At 60.6% G+C, this 19,054-nt stretch carries 21 protein-coding genes; 12 read left to right on the forward strand and 9 right to left on the reverse strand.

Translation table 11 applies throughout. The annotated features are described in order from the left end of the window. Positions 1 to 115: 115 nt before the first annotated feature. From H6866_09040 to H6866_09070, 7 genes are read left to right on the forward strand one after another with little or no spacing between them, the layout of a single operon-like run. On the forward strand, positions 116 to 532 hold the full coding sequence (locus tag H6866_09040) for an SUF system Fe-S cluster assembly regulator (GenBank protein ID USO07543.1): 417 nt from the start codon (positions 116 to 118) through the stop codon (positions 530 to 532). After that, entirely contained in the window at positions 532 to 1,983 is a 1,452-nt protein-coding gene (gene sufB / locus H6866_09045) for a Fe-S cluster assembly protein SufB (protein USO07544.1), read from the forward strand. Before H6866_09040 ends, sufB begins: the two co-directional genes overlap by 1 nt. After that, positions 1,983 to 2,723 carry a Fe-S cluster assembly ATPase SufC gene (gene sufC, locus H6866_09050; protein ID USO07545.1) on the forward strand — a complete coding sequence of 247 codons (741 nt, stop codon included), beginning with the start codon at positions 1,983 to 1,985 and terminating at the stop codon, positions 2,721 to 2,723. The genes sufB and sufC overlap by 1 nt, the downstream gene beginning before the upstream one ends. Further along, positions 2,720 to 3,961 carry a Fe-S cluster assembly protein SufD gene (gene sufD / locus H6866_09055; GenBank protein USO07546.1) on the forward strand — a complete coding sequence of 414 codons (1,242 nt, stop codon included), beginning with the start codon at positions 2,720 to 2,722 and terminating at the stop codon, positions 3,959 to 3,961. The genes sufC and sufD overlap by 4 nt, the downstream gene beginning before the upstream one ends. Next, on the forward strand, positions 3,948 to 5,192 hold the full coding sequence (locus H6866_09060; GenBank protein ID USO07547.1) for a cysteine desulfurase: 1,245 nt from the start codon (positions 3,948 to 3,950) through the stop codon (positions 5,190 to 5,192). Before sufD ends, H6866_09060 begins: the two co-directional genes overlap by 14 nt. 20 nt (positions 5,193 to 5,212) lie before the next feature. Next, complete coding sequence (locus H6866_09065) at positions 5,213 to 5,602, forward strand: DUF59 domain-containing protein (GenBank protein USO08646.1); 390 nt, start codon at positions 5,213 to 5,215, stop codon at positions 5,600 to 5,602. Positions 5,603 to 5,613: 11 nt separating this feature from the next. After that, positions 5,614 to 5,967: a FeS assembly scaffold SufA gene (locus tag H6866_09070; GenBank protein ID USO07548.1), complete on the forward strand. Its 354-nt coding sequence runs from the start codon at positions 5,614 to 5,616 to the stop codon at positions 5,965 to 5,967. A gap of 393 nt (positions 5,968 to 6,360) precedes the next feature. On the opposite strand, the gene H6866_09075 is transcribed toward H6866_09070, so the two are convergent. From H6866_09075 to dusA, 3 genes are all read right to left on the reverse strand, one after another. Further along, positions 6,361 to 6,906: a hypothetical protein gene (locus H6866_09075; protein USO07549.1), complete on the reverse strand. Its 546-nt coding sequence runs from the start codon at positions 6,904 to 6,906 to the stop codon at positions 6,361 to 6,363. Then, on the reverse strand, positions 6,906 to 7,526 hold the full coding sequence (locus tag H6866_09080; protein USO07550.1) for a hypothetical protein: 621 nt from the start codon (positions 7,524 to 7,526) through the stop codon (positions 6,906 to 6,908). The genes H6866_09075 and H6866_09080 overlap by 1 nt, the downstream gene beginning before the upstream one ends. A 70-nt stretch (positions 7,527 to 7,596) precedes the next feature. Continuing rightward, complete coding sequence (dusA, locus tag H6866_09085) at positions 7,597 to 8,580, reverse strand: tRNA dihydrouridine(20/20a) synthase DusA (GenBank protein USO07551.1); 984 nt, start codon at positions 8,578 to 8,580, stop codon at positions 7,597 to 7,599. A gap of 107 nt (positions 8,581 to 8,687) precedes the next feature. Here dusA and H6866_09090 point away from each other — a divergent pair, with 107 nt between their 5' ends. The 5 genes from H6866_09090 to H6866_09110 all read left to right on the forward strand — a co-directional run bounded on the left by H6866_09090 (position 8,688) and on the right by H6866_09110 (position 12,963). Next, the gene (locus H6866_09090; protein ID USO08647.1) at positions 8,688 to 9,218 is read left to right on the forward strand and encodes a hypothetical protein; all 531 of its coding nucleotides are present in this window, start codon (positions 8,688 to 8,690) and stop codon (positions 9,216 to 9,218) included. Between the two features lie 79 nt (positions 9,219 to 9,297). Continuing rightward, positions 9,298 to 10,221 (forward strand): hypothetical protein, encoded by a 924-nt coding sequence (locus H6866_09095; protein USO07552.1) that lies wholly within the window; start codon positions 9,298 to 9,300, stop codon positions 10,219 to 10,221. A gap of 82 nt (positions 10,222 to 10,303) precedes the next feature. Then, positions 10,304 to 10,849 (forward strand): 3-hydroxyacyl-[acyl-carrier-protein] dehydratase FabA, encoded by a 546-nt coding sequence (gene fabA / locus H6866_09100; GenBank protein USO07553.1) that lies wholly within the window; start codon positions 10,304 to 10,306, stop codon positions 10,847 to 10,849. A gap of 70 nt (positions 10,850 to 10,919) precedes the next feature. Further along, on the forward strand, positions 10,920 to 12,149 hold the full coding sequence (gene fabB / locus H6866_09105) for a beta-ketoacyl-ACP synthase I (protein USO08648.1): 1,230 nt from the start codon (positions 10,920 to 10,922) through the stop codon (positions 12,147 to 12,149). 22 nt (positions 12,150 to 12,171) lie between these two features. Then, positions 12,172 to 12,963 (forward strand): enoyl-ACP reductase, encoded by a 792-nt coding sequence (locus H6866_09110; GenBank protein USO08649.1) that lies wholly within the window; start codon positions 12,172 to 12,174, stop codon positions 12,961 to 12,963. Positions 12,964 to 13,003: 40 nt separating this feature from the next. Here H6866_09110 and H6866_09115 read toward each other — a convergent pair whose 3' ends face one another. The 6 genes from H6866_09115 to pnp all read right to left on the reverse strand — a co-directional run bounded on the left by H6866_09115 (position 13,004) and on the right by pnp (position 18,906). After that, positions 13,004 to 13,783, reverse strand: a complete 780-nt coding sequence (locus H6866_09115) for a hypothetical protein (protein ID USO07554.1) — start codon at positions 13,781 to 13,783, stop codon at positions 13,004 to 13,006. Further along, on the reverse strand, positions 13,773 to 14,531 hold the full coding sequence (locus H6866_09120; protein ID USO07555.1) for a hypothetical protein: 759 nt from the start codon (positions 14,529 to 14,531) through the stop codon (positions 13,773 to 13,775). The genes H6866_09115 and H6866_09120 overlap by 11 nt, the downstream gene beginning before the upstream one ends. 15 nt (positions 14,532 to 14,546) lie before the next feature. After that, positions 14,547 to 15,290: a glycerophosphoryl diester phosphodiesterase gene (locus tag H6866_09125; GenBank protein USO07556.1), complete on the reverse strand. Its 744-nt coding sequence runs from the start codon at positions 15,288 to 15,290 to the stop codon at positions 14,547 to 14,549. Between the two features lie 51 nt (positions 15,291 to 15,341). Then, complete coding sequence (locus tag H6866_09130) at positions 15,342 to 15,731, reverse strand: hypothetical protein (GenBank protein USO07557.1); 390 nt, start codon at positions 15,729 to 15,731, stop codon at positions 15,342 to 15,344. A 41-nt stretch (positions 15,732 to 15,772) separates the two neighbouring features. Beyond that, entirely contained in the window at positions 15,773 to 16,699 is a 927-nt protein-coding gene (locus H6866_09135; GenBank protein ID USO07558.1) for a cation transporter, read from the reverse strand. A 68-nt stretch (positions 16,700 to 16,767) separates the two neighbouring features. Beyond that, positions 16,768 to 18,906, reverse strand: a complete 2,139-nt coding sequence (gene pnp, locus H6866_09140; GenBank protein ID USO07559.1) for a polyribonucleotide nucleotidyltransferase — start codon at positions 18,904 to 18,906, stop codon at positions 16,768 to 16,770. Between the last annotated feature and the right edge of the window lie 148 nt (positions 18,907 to 19,054).

Below are 19,054 nucleotides of genomic sequence, written 5' to 3' on the forward strand. Positions count from 1 at the left end.
CCGTACGGGCCATCAAGCTGCGAACCATTCTCACTTAAAAATCAGGTATTTGCCATGTCGGTCAGGCGCTGTTATATAAACCGCACTGAATTCGTCCTGATTTAAGGCCTTGCTGATGATCAAGCTTTCGCGCATGAGCGACTACGCCGTGGTGGTGCTGGAGATGCTCTCCCGCAACAGCGGCGCGCCGTTGTCCGCGCCGCAGATCGCGGAAGGCGCGGGCCTGCCCGAACCGACGGTGGCCAAGGTCCTGAAACAGATGGCGACGGGTGGCCTTGTCACCTCGGTGCGCGGGGTCAATGGCGGCTATGCCATTGCCCGTCCGGCGGGGGAGATCAGCGTCTTCGACATCGTTTCGGCGATCGAGGGGCGCCTGAGCCTGACCGCCTGCGTCGAAGGTCACGACGAACCCTGCGCGCTGGAAGGCGCCTGCGCGATGACCGGGCGCTGGAATCCCGTCAACGCGGCGGTGCGTGGCGCGTTTGAAAGCATCACGCTGGCCGACATGGTCTCCAAAAAGGCGGTGGCGTGATGGCGGCGGGTGCGGACACTCTCAAACAGGTTCAGGCGATGTCCGGTGCGTATACCGCCGGTTTCACCACCGAGATCGACATGGAATTCGCCCCCAAGGGGCTGAACGAGGACATCATCCGCCTGATCTCGCAAAAAAAGACGGAACCGGACTGGCTGCTGAAATGGCGGCTCAAGGCCTATCGCCAGTGGCTGACCATGCCGGAACCGGATTGGGCCAAGCTGGATATCGCGCCCATCGATTATCAGGACGCGCATTATTACGCAGCGCCGAAAACCAAAACCGCGCCCAAATCGTTGGACGAGGTCGATCCGAAACTGCTGGAAACATACGAGAAACTGGGCATCCCCTTGAAGGAACGCGCGATTTTGGCGGGCGTTGCCGTCGACGCCGTGTTCGATTCCGTGTCCGTCGCCACCACCTTCAAGGCGAAGCTGGAGGAAGCGGGCGTGATTTTTTGCCCGATTTCCGAAGCGGTGCGCACCCACCCCGATCTGGTGCGCAAATATCTGGGTTCCGTGGTTCCGCCGGGCGACAACAAACACGCCTGCCTGAATTCGGCGGTGTTCACCGACGGATCGTTTGTTTACGTGCCCCCCGGCGTGCGCTGCCCGATGGAATTATCCACCTATTTCCGCATCAACGCCAAAAACACCGGCCAGTTTGAACGCACGCTGATCATCTGCGACCGTGGGGCGTATGTATCCTATCTCGAAGGCTGCACCGCGCCGATGCGCGACGAAAACCAGATGCACGCCGCCGTGGTCGAACTGGTCGCGCATGACGATGCCGAAATCAAATACTCGACCGTCCAGAATTGGTATCCAGGCGACGAGGACGGGCGCGGCGGCATCTACAACTTCGTCACCAAGCGCGCGCTGTGCGAAGGACGCAACAGCCATGTGTCATGGACGCAGGTCGAAACCGGCTCGGCCATCACATGGAAATACCCGTCCTGCATCCTCAAGGGCGACGGAAGTCAGGGCGAGTTTTACTCGGTCGCGGTCACCAACAACCGCCAGCAGGCCGACACCGGCACCAAGATGATCCATCTGGGCAAAAACACGCGTTCGCGCATCATCGCCAAGACGATTTCGGCGGGGCGTTCGGATTCCACCTATCGTGGCGCGGTCAAGGTAATGCCCGGCGCGGCCAACGCCCGCAATTTCACGCAATGCGACAGCCTGCTGATCGGCGATCAGTGCGGCGCACATACCGTGCCCTATATCGAAAGTCGCAACGCAAGCGCGGCACTGGAACACGAAGCGACGACCAGCAAGATCAACGAGGACCAGTTGTTTTACTGCCGCCAGCGGGGTTTGAGCGAGGAGGAGGCGGTGGCCCTGATCGTCAACGGCTTCTGCCGCGAGGTATTGCAGAACCTGCCGATGGAATTCGCGGTCGAGGCACAGAAACTGGTCGGCATCTCACTGGAAGGAAGTGTCGGGTAATGCTTGAAATCAAAAACCTCCACGCCACGGTCGGCGACCGGGAAATCCTCAAGGGCATCGACCTTGTCGTTCCGGCTGGACAGGTGCACGCGATCATGGGGCCGAACGGCGCGGGCAAATCCACGCTATCGAACGTGCTGGCGGGGCACGCGGATTACGCCGTGACCCACGGCGCCGCCACATTGAAGGGAAAAGACCTGCTGGCGCTGGAGCCGGAGGCACGCGCCGCCGCGGGCCTGTTTTTGGCGTTTCAATATCCCATCGAAATTCCCGGCGTGCAAACGACGACGTTTTTAAAAACCGCGGTGAATGCCATTCGCAAACAAAATGGGCAGGAGGAAATGGACGCGCTGACCTTCCTGAAAACGCTCAAGGCCCATGCGCACAGACTCGGCGTCACCGACGAGATGCTCAAACGCCCGGTCAATGTCGGCTTTTCAGGCGGCGAGAAAAAGCGCATGGAAATCCTCCAGATGGCGATGCTCGACCCCGCTTTCGCGGTGCTTGACGAAACCGATTCCGGGCTTGATATCGACGCGCTCAAAATCGTGGCCGAAGGCGTCAACGCGCTGCGCGGGCCTGATCGCGGTTTTCTGGTCATCACGCATTACCAGCGCTTGCTCGATTACATCGTGCCCGATGCGGTGCATGTGCTGGCGGGCGGCAAGATCGTCAAATCCGGCGGCCCGGAACTGGCGAAAGAACTGGAAGCCACCGGCTATGCGGGGATCGCGGCATGAGCCTTGCGGCGACCACGCGTTACCGCCCCGAAACGGCGCACGGGTTTTTGCAAAACCCGACCGATGGCGCGCCGTGGCGCAGCGCCGCGCTTGACCAGCTTAAAATCCGCGGCCTGCCGACGCCGAAACTGGAACGCTGGCGCTATACGAATTTAGCCGCGCTGGAACAGGCGGCGCCGCGCCCCGCCGAAAAACCTGCGCTTTCCGTCAATCCTCTGACTCTGCCGTGGCTGGTGCCGCAATCGCGCAAACTGGTATTCGTGAACGGGCATCTGGTGTTCGGCGATGCGCGTTTAAGCCTTGCCGGCCACGCGCTGGAACTGCCTTACGACACCGCGCCGATGGACCGGTTCGGCGACGGTATGCTGTGGGCTTTGAATACCGCGTTCATGCAGGACGGCCCGTATCTGCAAATGCAATCCGATGCGTGCGTCGAAATCATCCATGTCGGACAGGGGGAAGAAGCCCCGTTGCTGGCCAGCCCGCGCGGTGTGATGGAAATCGCCCCCGGCGTGAACGCGACGGTCATCGAGCACTATCTGGCCGAGGGCGCGGCCCCGGTTCATACCAACGCGGCGCTGGAAATCGAACTCGAACACGGGGCGCGCTGCACCCATATCCGTATCAACGCAGAAGGGCGCGACCGCACGGTGCTGGGCGGCACGCATGTCCGCGTCGCGCGGGACGCGTCTTATGAATGCACGTTCCTGAACGCGGGCGGGCATCTGGTGCGGCAGGAATTCTGGGCCGAATTGCTGGAACCCGGCGCTCACGCGGCGGTGCGGGGGGTTCAGATGGCGGGCGGACGTCAGCACATGGACACCACGGTCCTGATCGAACACGCCGCGCCCGATTGCACATCGAACCAGACTATCCGCAACGTACTGGCTGGGCGGGCCGTGGGTGTCTTTCAAGGCAAGATCCACGTCCACCGCGTGGCCCAGCGCACCGACGGATATCAATTGTGCAACACGCTGATGCTTTCCGACCATGCGGCGATGAACACCAAACCGGAACTGGAAATCTACGCCGACGACGTTAAATGCTCGCACGGCACGACGACCGGCAGCCTCGACCACGCATCGCTGTTTTACCTGCGCGCGCGCGGCATTCCGGAAGCGGAGGCGAAACGTCTTTTGCTGGGCGCTTTTGTTACCGCCGCCTTCGACCATCTGCCCGAAGATCTGGCCGCCGCGCTGGCCGCCCGCGCGCAAGGGGGGCTAGATGACCTTGCCTGAACGCGCGCTGTCCCCCGCACTGCCGAACTGGAAGGCCGATTTCCCGGCGCTTGCCGGTACGATGAACGGCAAGCCTCTGGTCTATCTCGACAGCGGCGCCAGCGCCCAGAAACCCCGCGCGGTGATCGACGCGATGGATGCCTGCCTGACCGGTCCATACGCGAACATCCATCGCGGCCTGTATGAATTTTCGCAAACAACGACCGCGGCGTACGAGGCCGCGCGCGCGAAAATCGCGCGCTTTCTTGGCGCGCGGGATAACGAAATCGTCTTTACCCGCAACGCGACCGAAGGCGTGAATCTGGTCGCCGCCGCATGGGGCCGCGCCAACCTGAAACCCGGCGACGAAATTCTGCTCACGCAAATGGAACACCACGCCAATCTGGTGCCGTGGCATATGCTGCGCGATCAGTTGGGCATCGTCGTCAAATACATCCCGGTAACCGATGCGGGCGAACTCGATCTCGATAAATTGCCCGCCTTGGTGGGCCCGCGCACGAAGCTGGCGGCTTTCGTCCATGTTTCAAACACGCTGGGCACGATCAATCCGGTGCGCGATCTGACCGCGCGCATCCGCGCGATCAATCCCGAAACCCGCATCCTGATCGACGGCGCGCAATCGGCCGCGCATATGAAGATCGACGTCCGCGATCTGGGTTGCGACTGGTTCGTGATGACCGGGCACAAGCTTTACGGTCCCACGGGCATCGGCGTGCTGTGGGGCAGGGCGGACGTGCTGGACGCGATGCCGCCCTATCAGGGCGGCGGCGACATGATCGAACGCGTGACGCTGGACGGATCGACCTATCTGCCCGCGCCTCAACGGTTCGAGGCCGGCACCCCCGCGATTGCCGAGGCGATCGGTCTGGGCGCGGCGGTCGATTATATCGCCGCGATCGGCTGGCCCGCGATCGCGGCGCATGAAAAGGCGCTGGCCGATACGTTGTTCAAGCGCCTGTCCGCGCGCAAGGACATCCGCGTGATCGGGCGGGCGTCGCACCGCGCCTGCATTGTGTCTTTCGTGCACAAAACGGCGTCGGCGGCCGATATCGGCATGATTCTCGACCAATGCGGGGTGGCGGTGCGCGTCGGTCACCATTGCTGCCAGCCGCTGATGGACCGGTTCGGCGTGCCGGGCACGGTGCGCGCCTCGCTCGCGCTGTACAACACGCCTGACGATATAAGCGCGCTGGAGGCGGGGCTGGACAAGGCCGCGAAGCTGTTGTCATGACCCGGACCGCCGATAAAACCATGTGCGAAAACACATCCGACGCGACGGACACCGAGTTCGACCCGCTCTCCGAGCCGCCCTTCACCAAACATAACGGCCACGCGCTCTGGCCAAAAATTCGCGCTGCGTTGTGCGAGGTCTACGACCCTGAAATCCCCGTGAACATCTACGAACTGGGGTTGATGTACGATATCGAGGTAACGGACGCGGACGGCGTCACCGACATTCTGGTCGAAATGACTCTGACATCGCCCAACTGCCCGGTGGCGCAGGACATGCCGGACATGGTGCGCAATGCGCTGATGCCCATTCCCGGCGTGGGCGAGGTGCGGGTCGAAATCGTCTTCGATCCGCCATGGGATAAATCCTTCATGGCCGAAACCGCAAAACTGCAACTCAACATGTTTTAAAGGCCGCCGACATGAAACCGCTTGTAACCGTATCGTCCGATGCCGCCGCCTTTCTGGCCCCGAAACTGGAAGGTTTCGCGGGCGTGCTGGTACGCATGAACAAAAAGGGTTGCGCGGGCGGGGAATACGAATTCACGCCGCTTGCGGCGGCTGACGTGACGCCAGATCTGGATGTAAGCGAAAACAATGGCGTGAAGATCTACTTCGCCAAAACCATGCTGCTTTCGCTGATCGGGGCCGAATTGGTGCTGCACAAGGACAGGTTCAACACCCGCCTAGATTTCAGGAACCCGAACGAGCTTTCGCGCTGCGGCTGCGGCGAAAGCGTGAACCTTCCTCAGGATTCATCATCCCGAACGAAGTGACCGATCTCAGGCTGACGCCGAGGTTTCGTGTGCTGCGTGGTTAGGACGCTTACAGCAATCACGACAGGAAAGGAATCGCCAGCAATAACCGGGCAATGGCGGGTGGCGTGATGTGTGACCAAAACAAAAGCGGCCCTCATCGGGGCCGCTTTGCGGTGGAATTACAACGGGTACTATGCCGGACGCTTAAAACGTCGGACGCGGCGCAGCCGGTGCGTTAACAGCGTCAGAACCGTTTAAAGAACGCAGCTTGTCAAAAGCAGTAGCAGCAAGCGCTGCAGCTTCTTCGCCAAATTTTCCAAAAGCTTTGTCAAATCTCATGTCACACACACCTTTTCGGCGCTCCCTCAACTTTTCAAACAACCCAACAACGGGCGGAACTTATTTGTTCCTTCAAGCCTCTTGGGATTTCATGTCCTCTTTATAGGCTTCATACAAAGAATGGTATCCCATACGGGCAAACTCGTCAACTATTTCAGATATTCCGTAAATATCCCCAAGCTCATAGACCACGGCGGTCTGGGTCAGCAGCGTATCCCGGTCCTTGGCCACATGGGTGCGCACGAACTGATCCCGTGGGGGCAGTTTTGTGGGCACGGGCCGCTCAAGCCCCGGAATCCGCTCCTGCTCGGCCTGTCTGAGCGCCCCGGCCAGATGGATGACCGCGCGCATGGCCGGCATGTCCTGCCCGCCGGGGGTTGATATGTAAACAGTTGATTTTTCAGGGGTAAATCCAAAATCCTGCTTCGTGCGCATGACATGCATGACGATGCCGTTTTCGCGCGCGAAATCCAAAAGCGCCTGACCGGTCTGGCATTTGGCCAGCAATTTGGTCGCGGCGTCCAGAATCGCCCCCTCGTTGTCGTGATAGACGCTGGTGCCGCCGCCCTGCGCACCGCCGAATTTTAACCCCTTGTTAAGCTTTCCAAGAAGATCCATCACATTCTACCCGTATGCGCGCCGTTGCCATTGCCGTCCCGACCCTGATCGCCCAGCAGCATGGCGTGGTTTGAAACTTCGATTCCCCCGTCGGCCTGGACCGTCAGCGTTGCTTTCAGCAGCGTACCCGCGAAATACAGGTCGGCCTGGACCGAAAACGTGTCGTCGTCCCGGTTATAAGCGGACGTGACCTCGGAATGGCGGCGCTTGATCTGGATTTGCTGGTCGAGCGAAAGGGAATCGAGGAATGGCAGCGTATCCGGGTCGCGGATCAGATAAATGTCGCCTTCCTCGGTCGTTACGTGCCGGAAAAAGAAATCGACGTAATCGGCGACGTTGCGCTCGGTCAGGTTCAGTGCGCCGCGCGCGGCCACCTTCTGGATTGGGCCGGGCGATCCGTCAAGCAGGTAGAAACTGGTGCCGTCCGACAGGAAATCGAGCGAAAAACTGGGCAATGTCGCATAATTGGTCAGCCGCAAAAGCATGATGCCGCGATAAAACGGCAGCTCCGCCACCGTCGCCTCGCTGGTGGTGGACGAAAACAGCGCACCATCCGGCGTCTGTCCAACGCGCTGGATGATCTTGGCGGTTTCGGTGCGGTCGAGTTTTTGCCAGTTCATAACGGTCCAGAATCGCTGGCGCCATCATACCACAGATGCAAACAGGGGGGCGAGGGCGCTTTATACCGTTCTAATCCGCCCCTTCCACGGCCTCCAGCGCCGGGATCAGCACGTCGCGCGCCCGTGTCGCGCCTACCGACCCGGCGCCCAGTATTTGCCGCCAGCGCCGCGCGCCGCGCCGCCCGTTGACCAGCCCCAGCATGTGCCGGGTAATCGAATGTACCGGCGTATCGGTGCGTTCCTTTTGCCTGTCGGCATATTCGCCCATCAATGCGATGACTGTGGAAAGGGGCATGGGCGTGGTGCCGTGTAGGCGCGCCTCCAGCGTTTGCAGGATGGACGGGTTCTGGTATGCCGCGCGGCCCAGCATCACCCCGTCGAACCGTTCCAGATGCGTGGCGGCGGCATCGGCGTCCGTAATCCCGCCGTTCAGGATGACTTCAAGCCCGGTTTCGCGTTTAAGCGCGTACGGCAGATCGTAATCCAGCGGCGGCACCTCGCGGTTTTCGCGCGGCGACAGACCTTTAAGCCACGCCTTGCGCGCATGCACGACAAAGGTTTCGCACCCGGCCTTGCGCACCGTGTCGGTAAAGGCGAACAGCATGTCCCGCGCCGCGCAATCGTCGATGCCGATGCGGCATTTGACGGTGACGGGGATGCGCACCGCCTGCTTCATCGCCGCGACGCACTCCGCCACAAGCGCCGGTTCCGCCATCAGGCAGGCGCCGAACGCGCCTTTTTGCACGCGCTCGGACGGGCAACCGCAATTCAGGTTGATCGCGTCATATCCCATATCCGCGCCGATTTTTGCCGCCTCGGCCAGGTCCGTCGCCTCGCTGCCGCCAAGCTGCAGCACGACCGGATGTTCCGCCGCGTCGAATCCCAAAAGCCGGTCGCGCGCACCGTTGATCACCGCTTGCGCCGTCACCATTTCGGTGTACAGCACGGCATGGGGCGCCAGCAGACGGTGAAAGAACCGGCAATGCCGATCCGTCCAGTCCATCATCGGCGCCACGGATACAGGGCCGGAAAGCGATGGCGAAGTTTTGTGCATGAAACGTGGCTTGCTGGTGCTGCACCGTTGCTGTGGGCCGGATTTGCGGCTAAACCGGACCAATGTTGAAACTGCTGTTTTCTATCCTTTTCGCAGTGCTGCTGTCGATGGTTTTGACGGGTGGCCGCCTGCTTGCCGACCATGCCGCCCGCGCACAGGACGGCGATGCGCCCGCGCGTACGGGCAAAACCATCCCGCTTGCCGACAATGTCGGCTCGGTCACCGGCTACCCACTGCCGCGCTTCGTTTCTCTGCGCTCCGACATTGTATATGTGCGCGCCGGGCCGGGGATGCGCTATCCGGTCAAATGGGTCTATCAGCGCCGCAACTATCCGCTTGAAGTGATTCAGGAATTCGACACATGGCGCAAAATCCGCGACAGCGACGGCGAGGAAGGCTGGGTCCACCAGTCGCTGCTCTCCGGCAACCGCCACGTCCTGATCGCGGGCAAGGCGCCAGTGACGATTTTGAAAAAACCGGAACCCGATGCCCGCCCCGTGGCCCAGATGGAACCCGGCGTAGTTGCAAAATTGAACGAATGCGCGGACAATTGGTGTGACGTGTCCGCAAGCGGCTATCATGGCTGGGTGTTGAAGACTTCGCTATGGGGCGTTTACGAACGCGAGGAATCGGAGTAACCCTTAATCCAGTTAGCCTGCTAAGTGTATCGAATCACCCTTCCGAATCAGTAGCTTCCCACCAAGGTATCATCCCTCAATGCTTTCCCGGTCATTGCCGTCATACATCGACATTGCCCAGTCTTTCTATGGGCAGGCCTGCGACCTGTGTCAGGAGGGGCCGTCGGTCAACCTTCTGCGCCTGATCAATCTTTGGGGCGGCGCGCTGGCGGAATGCCTGCTTGATTACGACGCCCCTGACGCTGCGGCCGAACGTTGCCTTGAAGAAATCGAAATCACGCTCAATTCGGACGATTGGGTCGCCCCCGCGCTGCGCTCCGCCGCTGCCGCCGAACAGGATACCGAACTTGGCCGCACTCTTGCGCGGCTTTATCTGGGCGACGGGTTGGAATGGTCGCTCAACGCGCGCAACGCGCTGGTGGAGGTCGGGCGCGGCATCCGCGCCATGGCCGGCGCCGACGATGCGTGCGACGCCCTGATGGCCGATGCGCTGCGCACCGGCGTGCGCTACGAACTCAGCGCCCACGGCATTTGCGATCGCGCCATCGATGTGAAAATCGCGGCCCAGCGCTGGACCATCGCCGATTGTATTCTGGGTCTTTCCGCGCTGGCGGGGTCGCATCAGGCGCGGCTGCTGTTCGATGCCGGTATCTCCAATCAGGCCTCGATCGAAAGGGCGCTCGACGATCTGATGCGCGTGATGATGGAGGAGGCGATCCGCCACGGCGTGCCCGAGGAAGTGGGGCTTCTCCACGGTATTCCCGCGAACGACGTACCGGTTGCGATGAACGCCGAACTGATCCGTTCGATCGAACCGCTGGCCCTGACGGTACTTGAGGAAATGCACATCATCGACCGGACGATTCAGGCAATCGCGCTGGCCAAGGCGGCGGGCCGCATGCTTGCGGTCGCGGCTGCGGGCGAAGCCCCGGATATCGAACACATCGTTGCCCGCCCGTTGGCCCTGCGCGCGATGATGGGCGCTTTCCGCGCCGCCGTATAAGGCCGAAAAATCCCTGCCCATTATGGCTTGTTTGCCCGGCGATAGGTCTTTATAACGGGCCTCGATAGGGAGAAGACGCCAGATGACGCAGATCGCGCCGAAAGACGCGGGGTTCGTACCCCAGAAATCCTACAGCAGGGACGAATTGATCGCCTGCGGCGAGGGGAAGCTGTTCGGCCCCGGCAATGCCAAGCTGCCCGTGCCGCCGATGCTGATGTTCGACCGTATTGCCGAGGTTTCGACCGAAGGCGGTGCGCACGGCAAGGGGTTCATTCGTGCCGAACTCGACGTCACGCCGGATTTATGGTTCTTCAAATGTCATTTCATCGGCGACCCGGTGATGCCGGGCTGCCTCGGCCTCGACGCCCTGTGGCAGTTGCTGGGCTTTTACCTTGGCTGGACCGGTGCGCCGGGTTCCGGCCGCGCGCTGGGGCTGGGCGAATTGAAATTCACCGGTCAGGTCTTGCCCGAAACCAAAAAGGTTGAATACGTCGTCGACATCAAACGCCTGATCAACCGCAAGCTGGTGCTTGGCATCGGCGACGGCAAGGTCATTGCCGACGGCACCGTGATTTACGAGGCGTCCGACCTGCGCGTCGGCCTGTTCGACAACCCCCGTTCCCTGTGAGGGCATCATGAACCGCCATTTCCAGTTCCCGGATTTCAAGCCGAATCTCAGCCCCGACGTGCAAAAACACCTGCGCCGCGTGGTCGTCACCGGTCTTGGCATCGTTTCGTGCATCGGTGTGGGACAGGCGGCGGTTCTGGATTCCCTGATGCACGGCAAATCCGGCATCAGCTTCGCGCAGGAATACGCCGACCTCAATTTCCGCTCCCATGTTCATGGCAAGCCGGTGATCGATCTCGACGCGCTGGTCGACCGCCGCGTACGCCGCTTCATGGGCGACGGCGCGGCCTATAACTATGTCGCGATGGTCGAGGCGATTGCGGACGCCGGCCTTGAAAAAGCCGATATCAGCAACGAACGCACCGGCATCGTCATGGGGTCTGGCGGTCCGTCGACGGTCAATCTGCTGGCCGCGCACGACGCGACGCGCGAAGGCAAGGGGCCGAAAAAAATGGGTCCTCTCATGGTTCCCCGGACCATGTCGTCCACGAATTCCGCCACGCTTGCGACGCCGTTTGAAATCAAGGGCGTGAATTACTCCATTTCCTCGGCTTGCGCGACCTCGGCGCATTGCGTCGGCAACGGCGTCGAGCTGATCCAGATGGGCAAGCAGGACATCGTCTTCGCCGGCGGCGGCGAGGAAGTGCACTGGTCCATGACCTGCATGTTCGATGCGATGGGCGCGCTTTCCAGCAAATACAACGCGACGCCGGAAACGGCCTCGCGCGCCTATGACGCCAACCGCGACGGATTCGTGATCGCGGGCGGCGCGGGCGTTCTGGTGCTTGAGGAACTGGGCCACGCACTGGCCCGCGGCGCGAAGATTTACGGCGAGGTGACGGGCTATGGCGCCACCTCCGACGGCTATGACATGGTCGCACCTTCGGGCGAGGGGGCCGTGCGCTGCATGAAACAGGCGCTGGCCACGGTGCCGTCGCCGGTCACCTATATCAACACCCACGGCACGTCGACCCCGGTGGGCGACACAGCCGAGCTTGGTGCAATGAAGGAAGTTTTTTCAATTGTAAAACAGGATGTTCCTGCATTTTCTTCAACCAAATCATTAACTGGTCACAGCCTTGGCGCCACCGGCGTGCAAGAAGCGATTTACAGCCTGCTGATGATGAAAAACGGCTTCATTGCCGCCAGCGCCAACATCGAAACCCTGGACCCCGCGGCGGAAGGGCTGGACCTCGTGCGCACGCGGCGCGACGGGGTGAAACACGGGACCGTGATCTCCAACTCCTTCGGCTTCGGCGGCACCAACGCGACGCTGGCCCTGTCCACTTACGAGGCCTGATCCTATGAACGTTCCCGCTTTGATGAAGGGTAAGCGCGGCCTGATCATGGGCGTCGCCAACGATTATTCCATCGCATGGGGCATCGCGCAGGCGCTGCACGCGGCGGGGGCTGAGCTCGCCTTTACCTATCTGGGCGATCCAATCCTCAAGCGGCTGGAGCCTCTGGCGAAAGAGGTCGGCTCCGACATCCTGATTCCTTGCGACGCGGGGCAGGAGGAACAGGTCGATGCGGCCTTCGCGGCGCTGGCCAAACGCTGGCCCAAAATCGACTTTATCGTCCACTCGCTGGCCTTTTCCGACAAGAACGAACTCAAAGGCCGTTTCATCGACACCACGCAGGACAATTTCAAAAACACGATGATCGTGTCCTGCTATTCCTTCGTGTCCTGCCTGCGCCGCGCGGCGCCGATGATGTCGGACGGCGGCAGCGCGATCACCCTGTCCTATTACGGCGCGGAAAAGGTGATGCCCAATTACAACGTCATGGGCGTGGCCAAGGCCGCGCTTGAGGCGTCGGTGCGCTATCTTGCCGCCGATGTGGGCGCGGATAATATCCGCGTCAACGCGATATCGGCTGGCCCGATGCGCACGCTGGCGGGATCGGCCATCGGTGGCGCGAAAGCCACATACAGGGCCGCGGTCGAAACCAGCCCGATGAAACGCCCGATGACGCTGGAGGATATCGGCGGCGCGGCGCTTTATCTGCTGTCCGACATGGCGTCTGGCGTGACCGGCGAAATCCACTATGTCGACGGCGGCTATAACGTCATGGGCATGAAAAAGCCGGACACGGCCGCGAACGGGGACGACTGACAGGTGCCGTCCCACCCACCGGTTCTAGTGCTCTTGAAACTCAGAAAGTAAAACGGGGTATCAAGCGCCAGATGCCGCTTTGGCGCGCGACATGCGCGACCGCCTCGATCTGCAGATAAGTCTGCATCGCCGCGCTGTAGGGGAAGAAATCGTGCAGTTCTCGCTTCAGATAACCGCCCTGTTGTGCGATCGTCCGGCGCTTGAAATCGGAAGGTAATAGAACGTTGCGTTGATAGACGCGCTCGTAATCCGGGCGCTCGCTGTCGATATTTTTTCTGGGCTTCAGCCTGTAGTAAGCGGCAGTCGCGATTTTTTCCGTGCTCAGGGTTGCGCCGTCGCGGTCGACGGGTACATCAAGACAGCGCGCATGAATCATGTCGTGAAAGGGGATATCAAGCGTAAACGTCGTGTATCCTGAAGTCCCTTCATGCCTGTAAAGACGCGAAAACCAGGTGATGGAATCGCGGTTGTATTGCCTGACGGCGGCCTGATAGGCACAAAAAATCTTCATGCCGTGCGTTTCGACGGCATCGCCGATCATGCGGTATGCATTAATGTATCGGTCATTACGCGCATTGCATTCCGGCCCGGTGAAATTTATCAGAATGTCGGGAAGCGACATGGCGTCTTGGTGCATTTCGCATTGCCGGGCGACATCCGCCAGCGCATTGTGCAGGGCGATCAGACGGCGGTAAAAATCATGCGTGGCCTTTTGCTGGCGCGGCGAACCGCCTTCGATTTTAAGGATGCGCGCGGCGCCATGGGCGTCGAGCTTTTGCCACGCGGGTTTCGGGTTTTCAAAACGGCCCTTAGAAGCCAATCGGGCGAAGCTGTGTCGGGGTCTTTGCGATGATAGCATTTCGTGTATCAATTTCACTGCGATGGATGTGCCTGTAAAAATCGAAGGCACGGAATGCCTGATCGACCCGTTTCAACCCTAACTTGTTTTTATCGATCATCCAGTCCGGCAGCAACACGCCCCCCAAACTCAGGGCCCATATTGCTCTCAGGCGGCGATGCGTGGGCGCATAGCTGTGAAAAATCATATATCGGCGCATGCGCGCATCGTATGTGCCAAGGTCTGCGCGGGTGGATGTCTTGGTTTGGTGCTGGTCACAGTAATACGCAAGCACCCGGTCATAGGCGGCGATCACGTCACGGCCATAGGTGGGGACTCCGACGCTGTCCTCCTCCCCCTGTGTATCGCGCCGATTGAGTGTATCGCGCCGATTGAAAATAGGGGCGAAAAGCCTCTCGTATTCGTTTTGCGCGCTACGCTCCATATGGCCCTCGAACTGCCGCCGCCCCAGATAAACCGATAGCGCCAGCCGAAGATGTTTTGTCGGCACGCTGCCCGAGGGATAAAGTGCGATCAGCTCTTTATGCAGGCGTGTCATGCGCCGCAAAAGGGGTGTTGCGGCGCGCATCTCTTTATCCGTGGCCCCGGATATCAGGGGGTGATGGAGATTGATCGGGCGCGACCAATCAGCGTAGGTGGCAAAGACGTCTTTTAACATAACGCATTTATAAAGCCTGCCGGGTTTTCTTGCAACAAAACTGTTAAACAAAATAAAAACAATAGCTTAGTGTCGTAAATTCAGGCTGCCTTCGATCGCATCTGGCACGTCGCTGAATACGCCGTCCACGCCCCACGAAAACAGGGTGCGGGCGCGCATCGGGTCGTTGATGGTATAGGCCAGCACGCCCAGACCGGATTCCAGATACGCTTCCACCCCCTCGCGCGTAAGCGACAGGTCGCGGCCGTCGATATTGATGGTGCTGACCTTCAGGTAATCCGCAAGCGCGGCCCAGTCGCGCATAGGCGTGTCGATCAAAAGCCCGCGCCGCCATTCCGGTGCCATTTCGCGCGCACTCTCAAGGCTGACATGTTGAAAGCTGGATATAAGCAGCTTGTCCGCGTCGTCCCAGATGCGCGAAAGCACATCCAGCGCGGCCTCGGCGGTTTCCACCTCGCGTCCGGGGCAGGGCTTGATCTCAAGGTTGAGGCCAAGGCCCAGTTCAAGGATCACATCCACCGCTTCCTCCAGCGTCGGCACCTTGGCCCCGGCAAAGCTTTCGGCATACCACGCGCCGGCGTCCAGCGCCTCGATGTCGGTATACAGCGTATCTGCCACCTTGCCCGACCCGTTGGTCGTGCGCTCCAGCGTGTCGTCGTGCAGGATGATGGGCACGCAATCCTTGCTCAGTTTAACGTCCATCTCGACCCATGTTGCGCCGATCTCGGCCGCGGTGCGGATCGATTCAAGCGTGTTTTCCGGGGCGTATCCGCACGCGCCGCGATGACCGATGATTTTGGGAAGCTTCATGGATGCCAGCCTTGCATAAAGCGCGGCTGAAAAAAAGCGGGACCTGAAGTCCTATGCGCCTGTTGCGCCGTAGCCAAGCTTGCGCGCATGGCGCAACGCCTTTTTATACTCCGCGACCCTGAAGCGCGATTGGGCAAGGTTGGCGTCGTTGAGAGCGCGCGGGCGGTGGGTATTCTCCCGCTTGTCGTAGGCGATGCCCTCCAGCGTTTCGTTGATCAGGTTCTGGACCTGATCGGGGCTAAGGGCGTAAACCCGATCGGGCGTAACCCCGCGCGACGGCGCGTCGGAGTTAGCGCGTTTATTTGGCTCGGCAAAAATCAGACTAATGCCGCCGTCCTTGCCGCGTGCGGCTTCAAGAAAAAGCTCGGTCAGCCCTCGCTGTTCGCGCAGGGCGGTTATCTTGCGCTGCAGGCGCGGATTCGGGCGGGAATAATCAACCATGACGGGATGATAGCACGGTCTGTGTAAATATTACGTAAAAACTATGCATCGCTATCGGAATCGCACGGAATTGCGCCTGTTTCGACCTGCAGGACGGCATGACATATCCCGAACCGCTCTTTAAGCCCCGCCCGCGCGGCCTGCAAAAATGCATCGTCGGGCCCATGGCCGGGACGCACCAGATGCGCGTTCAACGCCGTGTCGGTCGTCCCCATTGCCCAGATATGCAGGTCGTGGACGCTCGCGACACCGGGCAGGGCGGTCAGATGTTCGCGCACCGCCGCACGGTCGATGCCATGCGGCACTCCGTCCATCGCCAGCACCAGCGCCTTGTGCGCAAGGCCCCAGCTTCCGGCGAAAATTACCGCGGCGATGATCAGGCTCAAGAACGGGTCGATCCACGCGAAACCGGTATAGGCGATGGCGATGGCGCCCACGACCACGCCCAGCGATACGGCGGCATCCGCCGCCATGTGCAAAAACGCGCCGTCGATGTTCAAATCGGTCTTGCGCCCGCGCAGGAACAAAAGGGCGGTGGCCGTGTTGATGACGATGCCCGCGCCCGCGACCCAGCCCACGGTCTGCGCCGCGACCGTTTCAGGCGTCATGAAACGATAGATCGCCTGTGCGACGATCATGCCGACCGCACCCAGCAGAAGGGCGGCATTGGCCAGCGCCGCAAGGATGGATGCGCGGTGAAAGCCAAAGGTGAAGCGGGGCGTGGATGGCTTGTGCCCCAGTTCGTGCGCCCACCATGCCAGGACCAGCCCAACGACGTCGGAAAAATTATGCACGGCGTCGGCCAGAAGCGCGAGCGAGTGCGCGGCGAAACCGTATCCAAGCTCGATCAGCACGAAACCGATATTCAGCGCCGTGCCCGCGGCGAAGGCACGATCATAAGAATCCATCGACGGGAAGTGTTGATGGTGATGATGCCCATGAGAATGGTCGTGAGTGTGAAGTGCCATAAAGCAAAAGATAGCATGAAAAAGGCCCCGAAAAGGGGCCTTTTTGTTCATCTGTAATGGAAACGACCTTACGCCGCTTCTTCGCCTTTCGGCTCTTTTTTCGGCATTTCGATTTCTTCGCCGGTTTCCTGATTGACGCGCTTCATCGACAGCTTGACCTTGCCGCGCTCGTCGAAGCCGATCAGTTTCACCTTCACCATGTCGCCTTCCTTGACCACGTCGGTGGTCTTGGCGACGCGCTGGGGCGCCAGTTCAGAGATGTGAACCAACCCGTCCTTCGCCCCCATGAAGTTGACGAACGCACCGAAATCAGCGGTTTTCACGACCTTGCCGGTATAGATTTTGCCCATCTCCGGTTCGTCCGTGATCGACTTGATCATATTGATCGCGATATCCGCGCTGGCGGTATCGGTCGCGGCGACCTTGATCGTGCCGTCGTCCTCGATATCCACCTTGGCGCCGGATTTTTCGCAGATGTCGCGGATGACCTTGCCGCCCGTGCCGATGACCTCGCGGATCTTGTCGACCGGGATTTTCAAAACGGTCATTTTCGGGGCGGTTTCGCGCACGTCGGAGCGGGCGGTTTTGATGGCCTTCGCCATTTCGCCCAGGATGTGCATACGGCCCTGTTTCGCCTGCGCCAGCGCGATTTTCATGATCTCCTCGGTGATCGAGGTGATCTTGATGTCCATCTGCAGCGCGGTAACACCGGCCTCGGTGCCCGCGACCTTGAAGTCCATGTCGCCCAGATGGTCCTCGTCGCCCAGAATGTCGGACAGGACCGCGTATTTGTCGCCTTCCTTGATCAGGCCCATCGCGATACCCGCGACCGGCGCGCCCAGCGGCACGCCCGCGTCCATAAGGGCAAGGGACGAACCGCAGACCGTGGCCATCGACGACGACCCGTTGGATTCGGTGATTTCCGACACCACGCGCAGCGTGTACGGGAATTCGTCCGCCTTCGGCAGCATCGGGTGGATGGCGCGCCACGCCAGTTTGCCGTGGCCGATTTCGCGGCGGCCGGGGCTGCCCATGCGGCCTGCTTCGCCGACCGAATAAGGCGGGAAGTTGTAATGCAGCAGGAAGTTTTCGTGATACTCGCCTTCCAGCACGTCCATCAATTGTTCGTCCTGGCCGGTGCCCAGCGTGGTGACGACCAGCGCTTGCGTTTCACCGCGTGTGAACAGCGCCGACCCGTGCGTGCGCGGAAGTACGCCTGCTTCGGCGACGATCTGCCGGATGTCGACCGTGGTGCGGCCGTCGATGCGCTTGCCGGTATCCAGAATTGCGTTGCGCACGATTTCGGATTCCAGCTTGAAGAACAGCCCGCCGACCACGTCCTTGGGGGTTTCCTCGGTGACGTATTTGGTGACGGCCGCTTCGCGCACTTGGCCAACGGCCTTATAGCGTTCCTGTTTGACCGTGTGGCCGTACGCGGCGCGCAGGTCTTTTTCAAAATCGCCCTTGATCGCCTTGTACAGTTCCTTGATCGCGTCGCTGACTTCCGGCACGGCCCACGGCTCTTTCGCGCACATTTCTGCCAGTTCGATGATGCCGCTGATAACGGGCTGGAACGCGTTCCAGCCGGCCATGACCGCGCCCAGCATGACGTCTTCCGACAATTGCTTGGCTTCGGATTCGACCATCAAAACGCCTTCAGTGGTTCCGGCCACGATCAGGTCCAGCACGGCGTCTTCCTGTTCGGCCAGCGTCGGGTTGATGACGTACTGGTTGTCGATGTAACCGACGCGGGCGCCGCCGATCGGGCCCATGAACGGAATGCCGGAAATGGTCAGCGCGGCGGAGGAGCCGATCATCGCCACGATGTCGGGCGAATGGATCATGTCGTGGCTGACGACGGTGCAGATGACCTGCACTTCGTTGAGGAATTCTTCCGGGAACAGCGGGCGGATCGGACGGTCGATCAGGCGGCTGGTCAGCGTTTCGCCTTCCGACGGGCGGCCTTCACGCTTGTGGAACGAGCCGGGGATGCGCCCGGCGGCATAGAATTTTTCCTGATAATGGACGGAAAGCGGGAAGAAATCCTGTCCTTCCTTGACTTTCTTGGCGCCGACGACGGTGCACAGCACGCAGGTGCCGCCCATCGAGGCCATGACCGCGCCATCGGCTTGACGCGCGATTTTGCCGGTTTCAAGAACGAGTTTTTTACCCGCGAAATCGATTTCCTTGCGGAAGACATTAAACATTGCAATTTCCTTTTTATGTGTACGGCCCACCCCGCCGACAGGGCAGGGTTTCAAAAAGCCGGGTTTGAGGAGAGGTGTCCGAGGTATCGGTGGACGGGGAAAGGCAGCGGGCTGTCTTTGCCTGTCGACCGGTATCCGGTCTCATTCA

Source organism: Rhodospirillales bacterium (assembly GCA_023898805.1).
Lineage (GTDB): Bacteria > Pseudomonadota > Alphaproteobacteria > Micavibrionales > UBA1664 > UBA6145.

Bases quoted from the DNA above. Each gene is read 5' to 3' on its own strand.
- H6866_09040 (USO07543.1), top strand. From the start codon at position 116: ATGATCAAGCTTTCGCGCATGAGCGACTACGCCGTGGTGGTGCTGGAG.
- sufB (USO07544.1), top strand. From the start codon at position 532: ATGGCGGCGGGTGCGGACACTCTCAAACAGGTTCAGGCGATGTCCGGT.
- sufC (USO07545.1), top strand. From the start codon at position 1,983: ATGCTTGAAATCAAAAACCTCCACGCCACGGTCGGCGACCGGGAAATC.
- sufD (USO07546.1), top strand. From the start codon at position 2,720: ATGAGCCTTGCGGCGACCACGCGTTACCGCCCCGAAACGGCGCACGGG.
- H6866_09060 (USO07547.1), top strand. From the start codon at position 3,948: ATGACCTTGCCTGAACGCGCGCTGTCCCCCGCACTGCCGAACTGGAAG.
- H6866_09065 (USO08646.1), top strand. From the start codon at position 5,213: ATGTGCGAAAACACATCCGACGCGACGGACACCGAGTTCGACCCGCTC.
- H6866_09070 (USO07548.1), top strand. From the start codon at position 5,614: ATGAAACCGCTTGTAACCGTATCGTCCGATGCCGCCGCCTTTCTGGCC.
- H6866_09075 (USO07549.1), bottom strand. From the start codon at position 6,906: ATGGATCTTCTTGGAAAGCTTAACAAGGGGTTAAAATTCGGCGGTGCG.
- H6866_09080 (USO07550.1), bottom strand. From the start codon at position 7,526: ATGAACTGGCAAAAACTCGACCGCACCGAAACCGCCAAGATCATCCAG.
- dusA (USO07551.1), bottom strand. From the start codon at position 8,580: ATGCACAAAACTTCGCCATCGCTTTCCGGCCCTGTATCCGTGGCGCCG.
- H6866_09090 (USO08647.1), top strand. From the start codon at position 8,688: ATGGTTTTGACGGGTGGCCGCCTGCTTGCCGACCATGCCGCCCGCGCA.
- H6866_09095 (USO07552.1), top strand. From the start codon at position 9,298: ATGCTTTCCCGGTCATTGCCGTCATACATCGACATTGCCCAGTCTTTC.
- fabA (USO07553.1), top strand. From the start codon at position 10,304: ATGACGCAGATCGCGCCGAAAGACGCGGGGTTCGTACCCCAGAAATCC.
- H6866_09110 (USO08649.1), top strand. From the start codon at position 12,172: ATGAAGGGTAAGCGCGGCCTGATCATGGGCGTCGCCAACGATTATTCC.
- H6866_09125 (USO07556.1), bottom strand. From the start codon at position 15,290: ATGAAGCTTCCCAAAATCATCGGTCATCGCGGCGCGTGCGGATACGCC.
- H6866_09130 (USO07557.1), bottom strand. From the start codon at position 15,731: ATGGTTGATTATTCCCGCCCGAATCCGCGCCTGCAGCGCAAGATAACC.
- H6866_09135 (USO07558.1), bottom strand. From the start codon at position 16,699: ATGGCACTTCACACTCACGACCATTCTCATGGGCATCATCACCATCAA.
- pnp (USO07559.1), bottom strand. From the start codon at position 18,906: ATGTTTAATGTCTTCCGCAAGGAAATCGATTTCGCGGGTAAAAAACTC.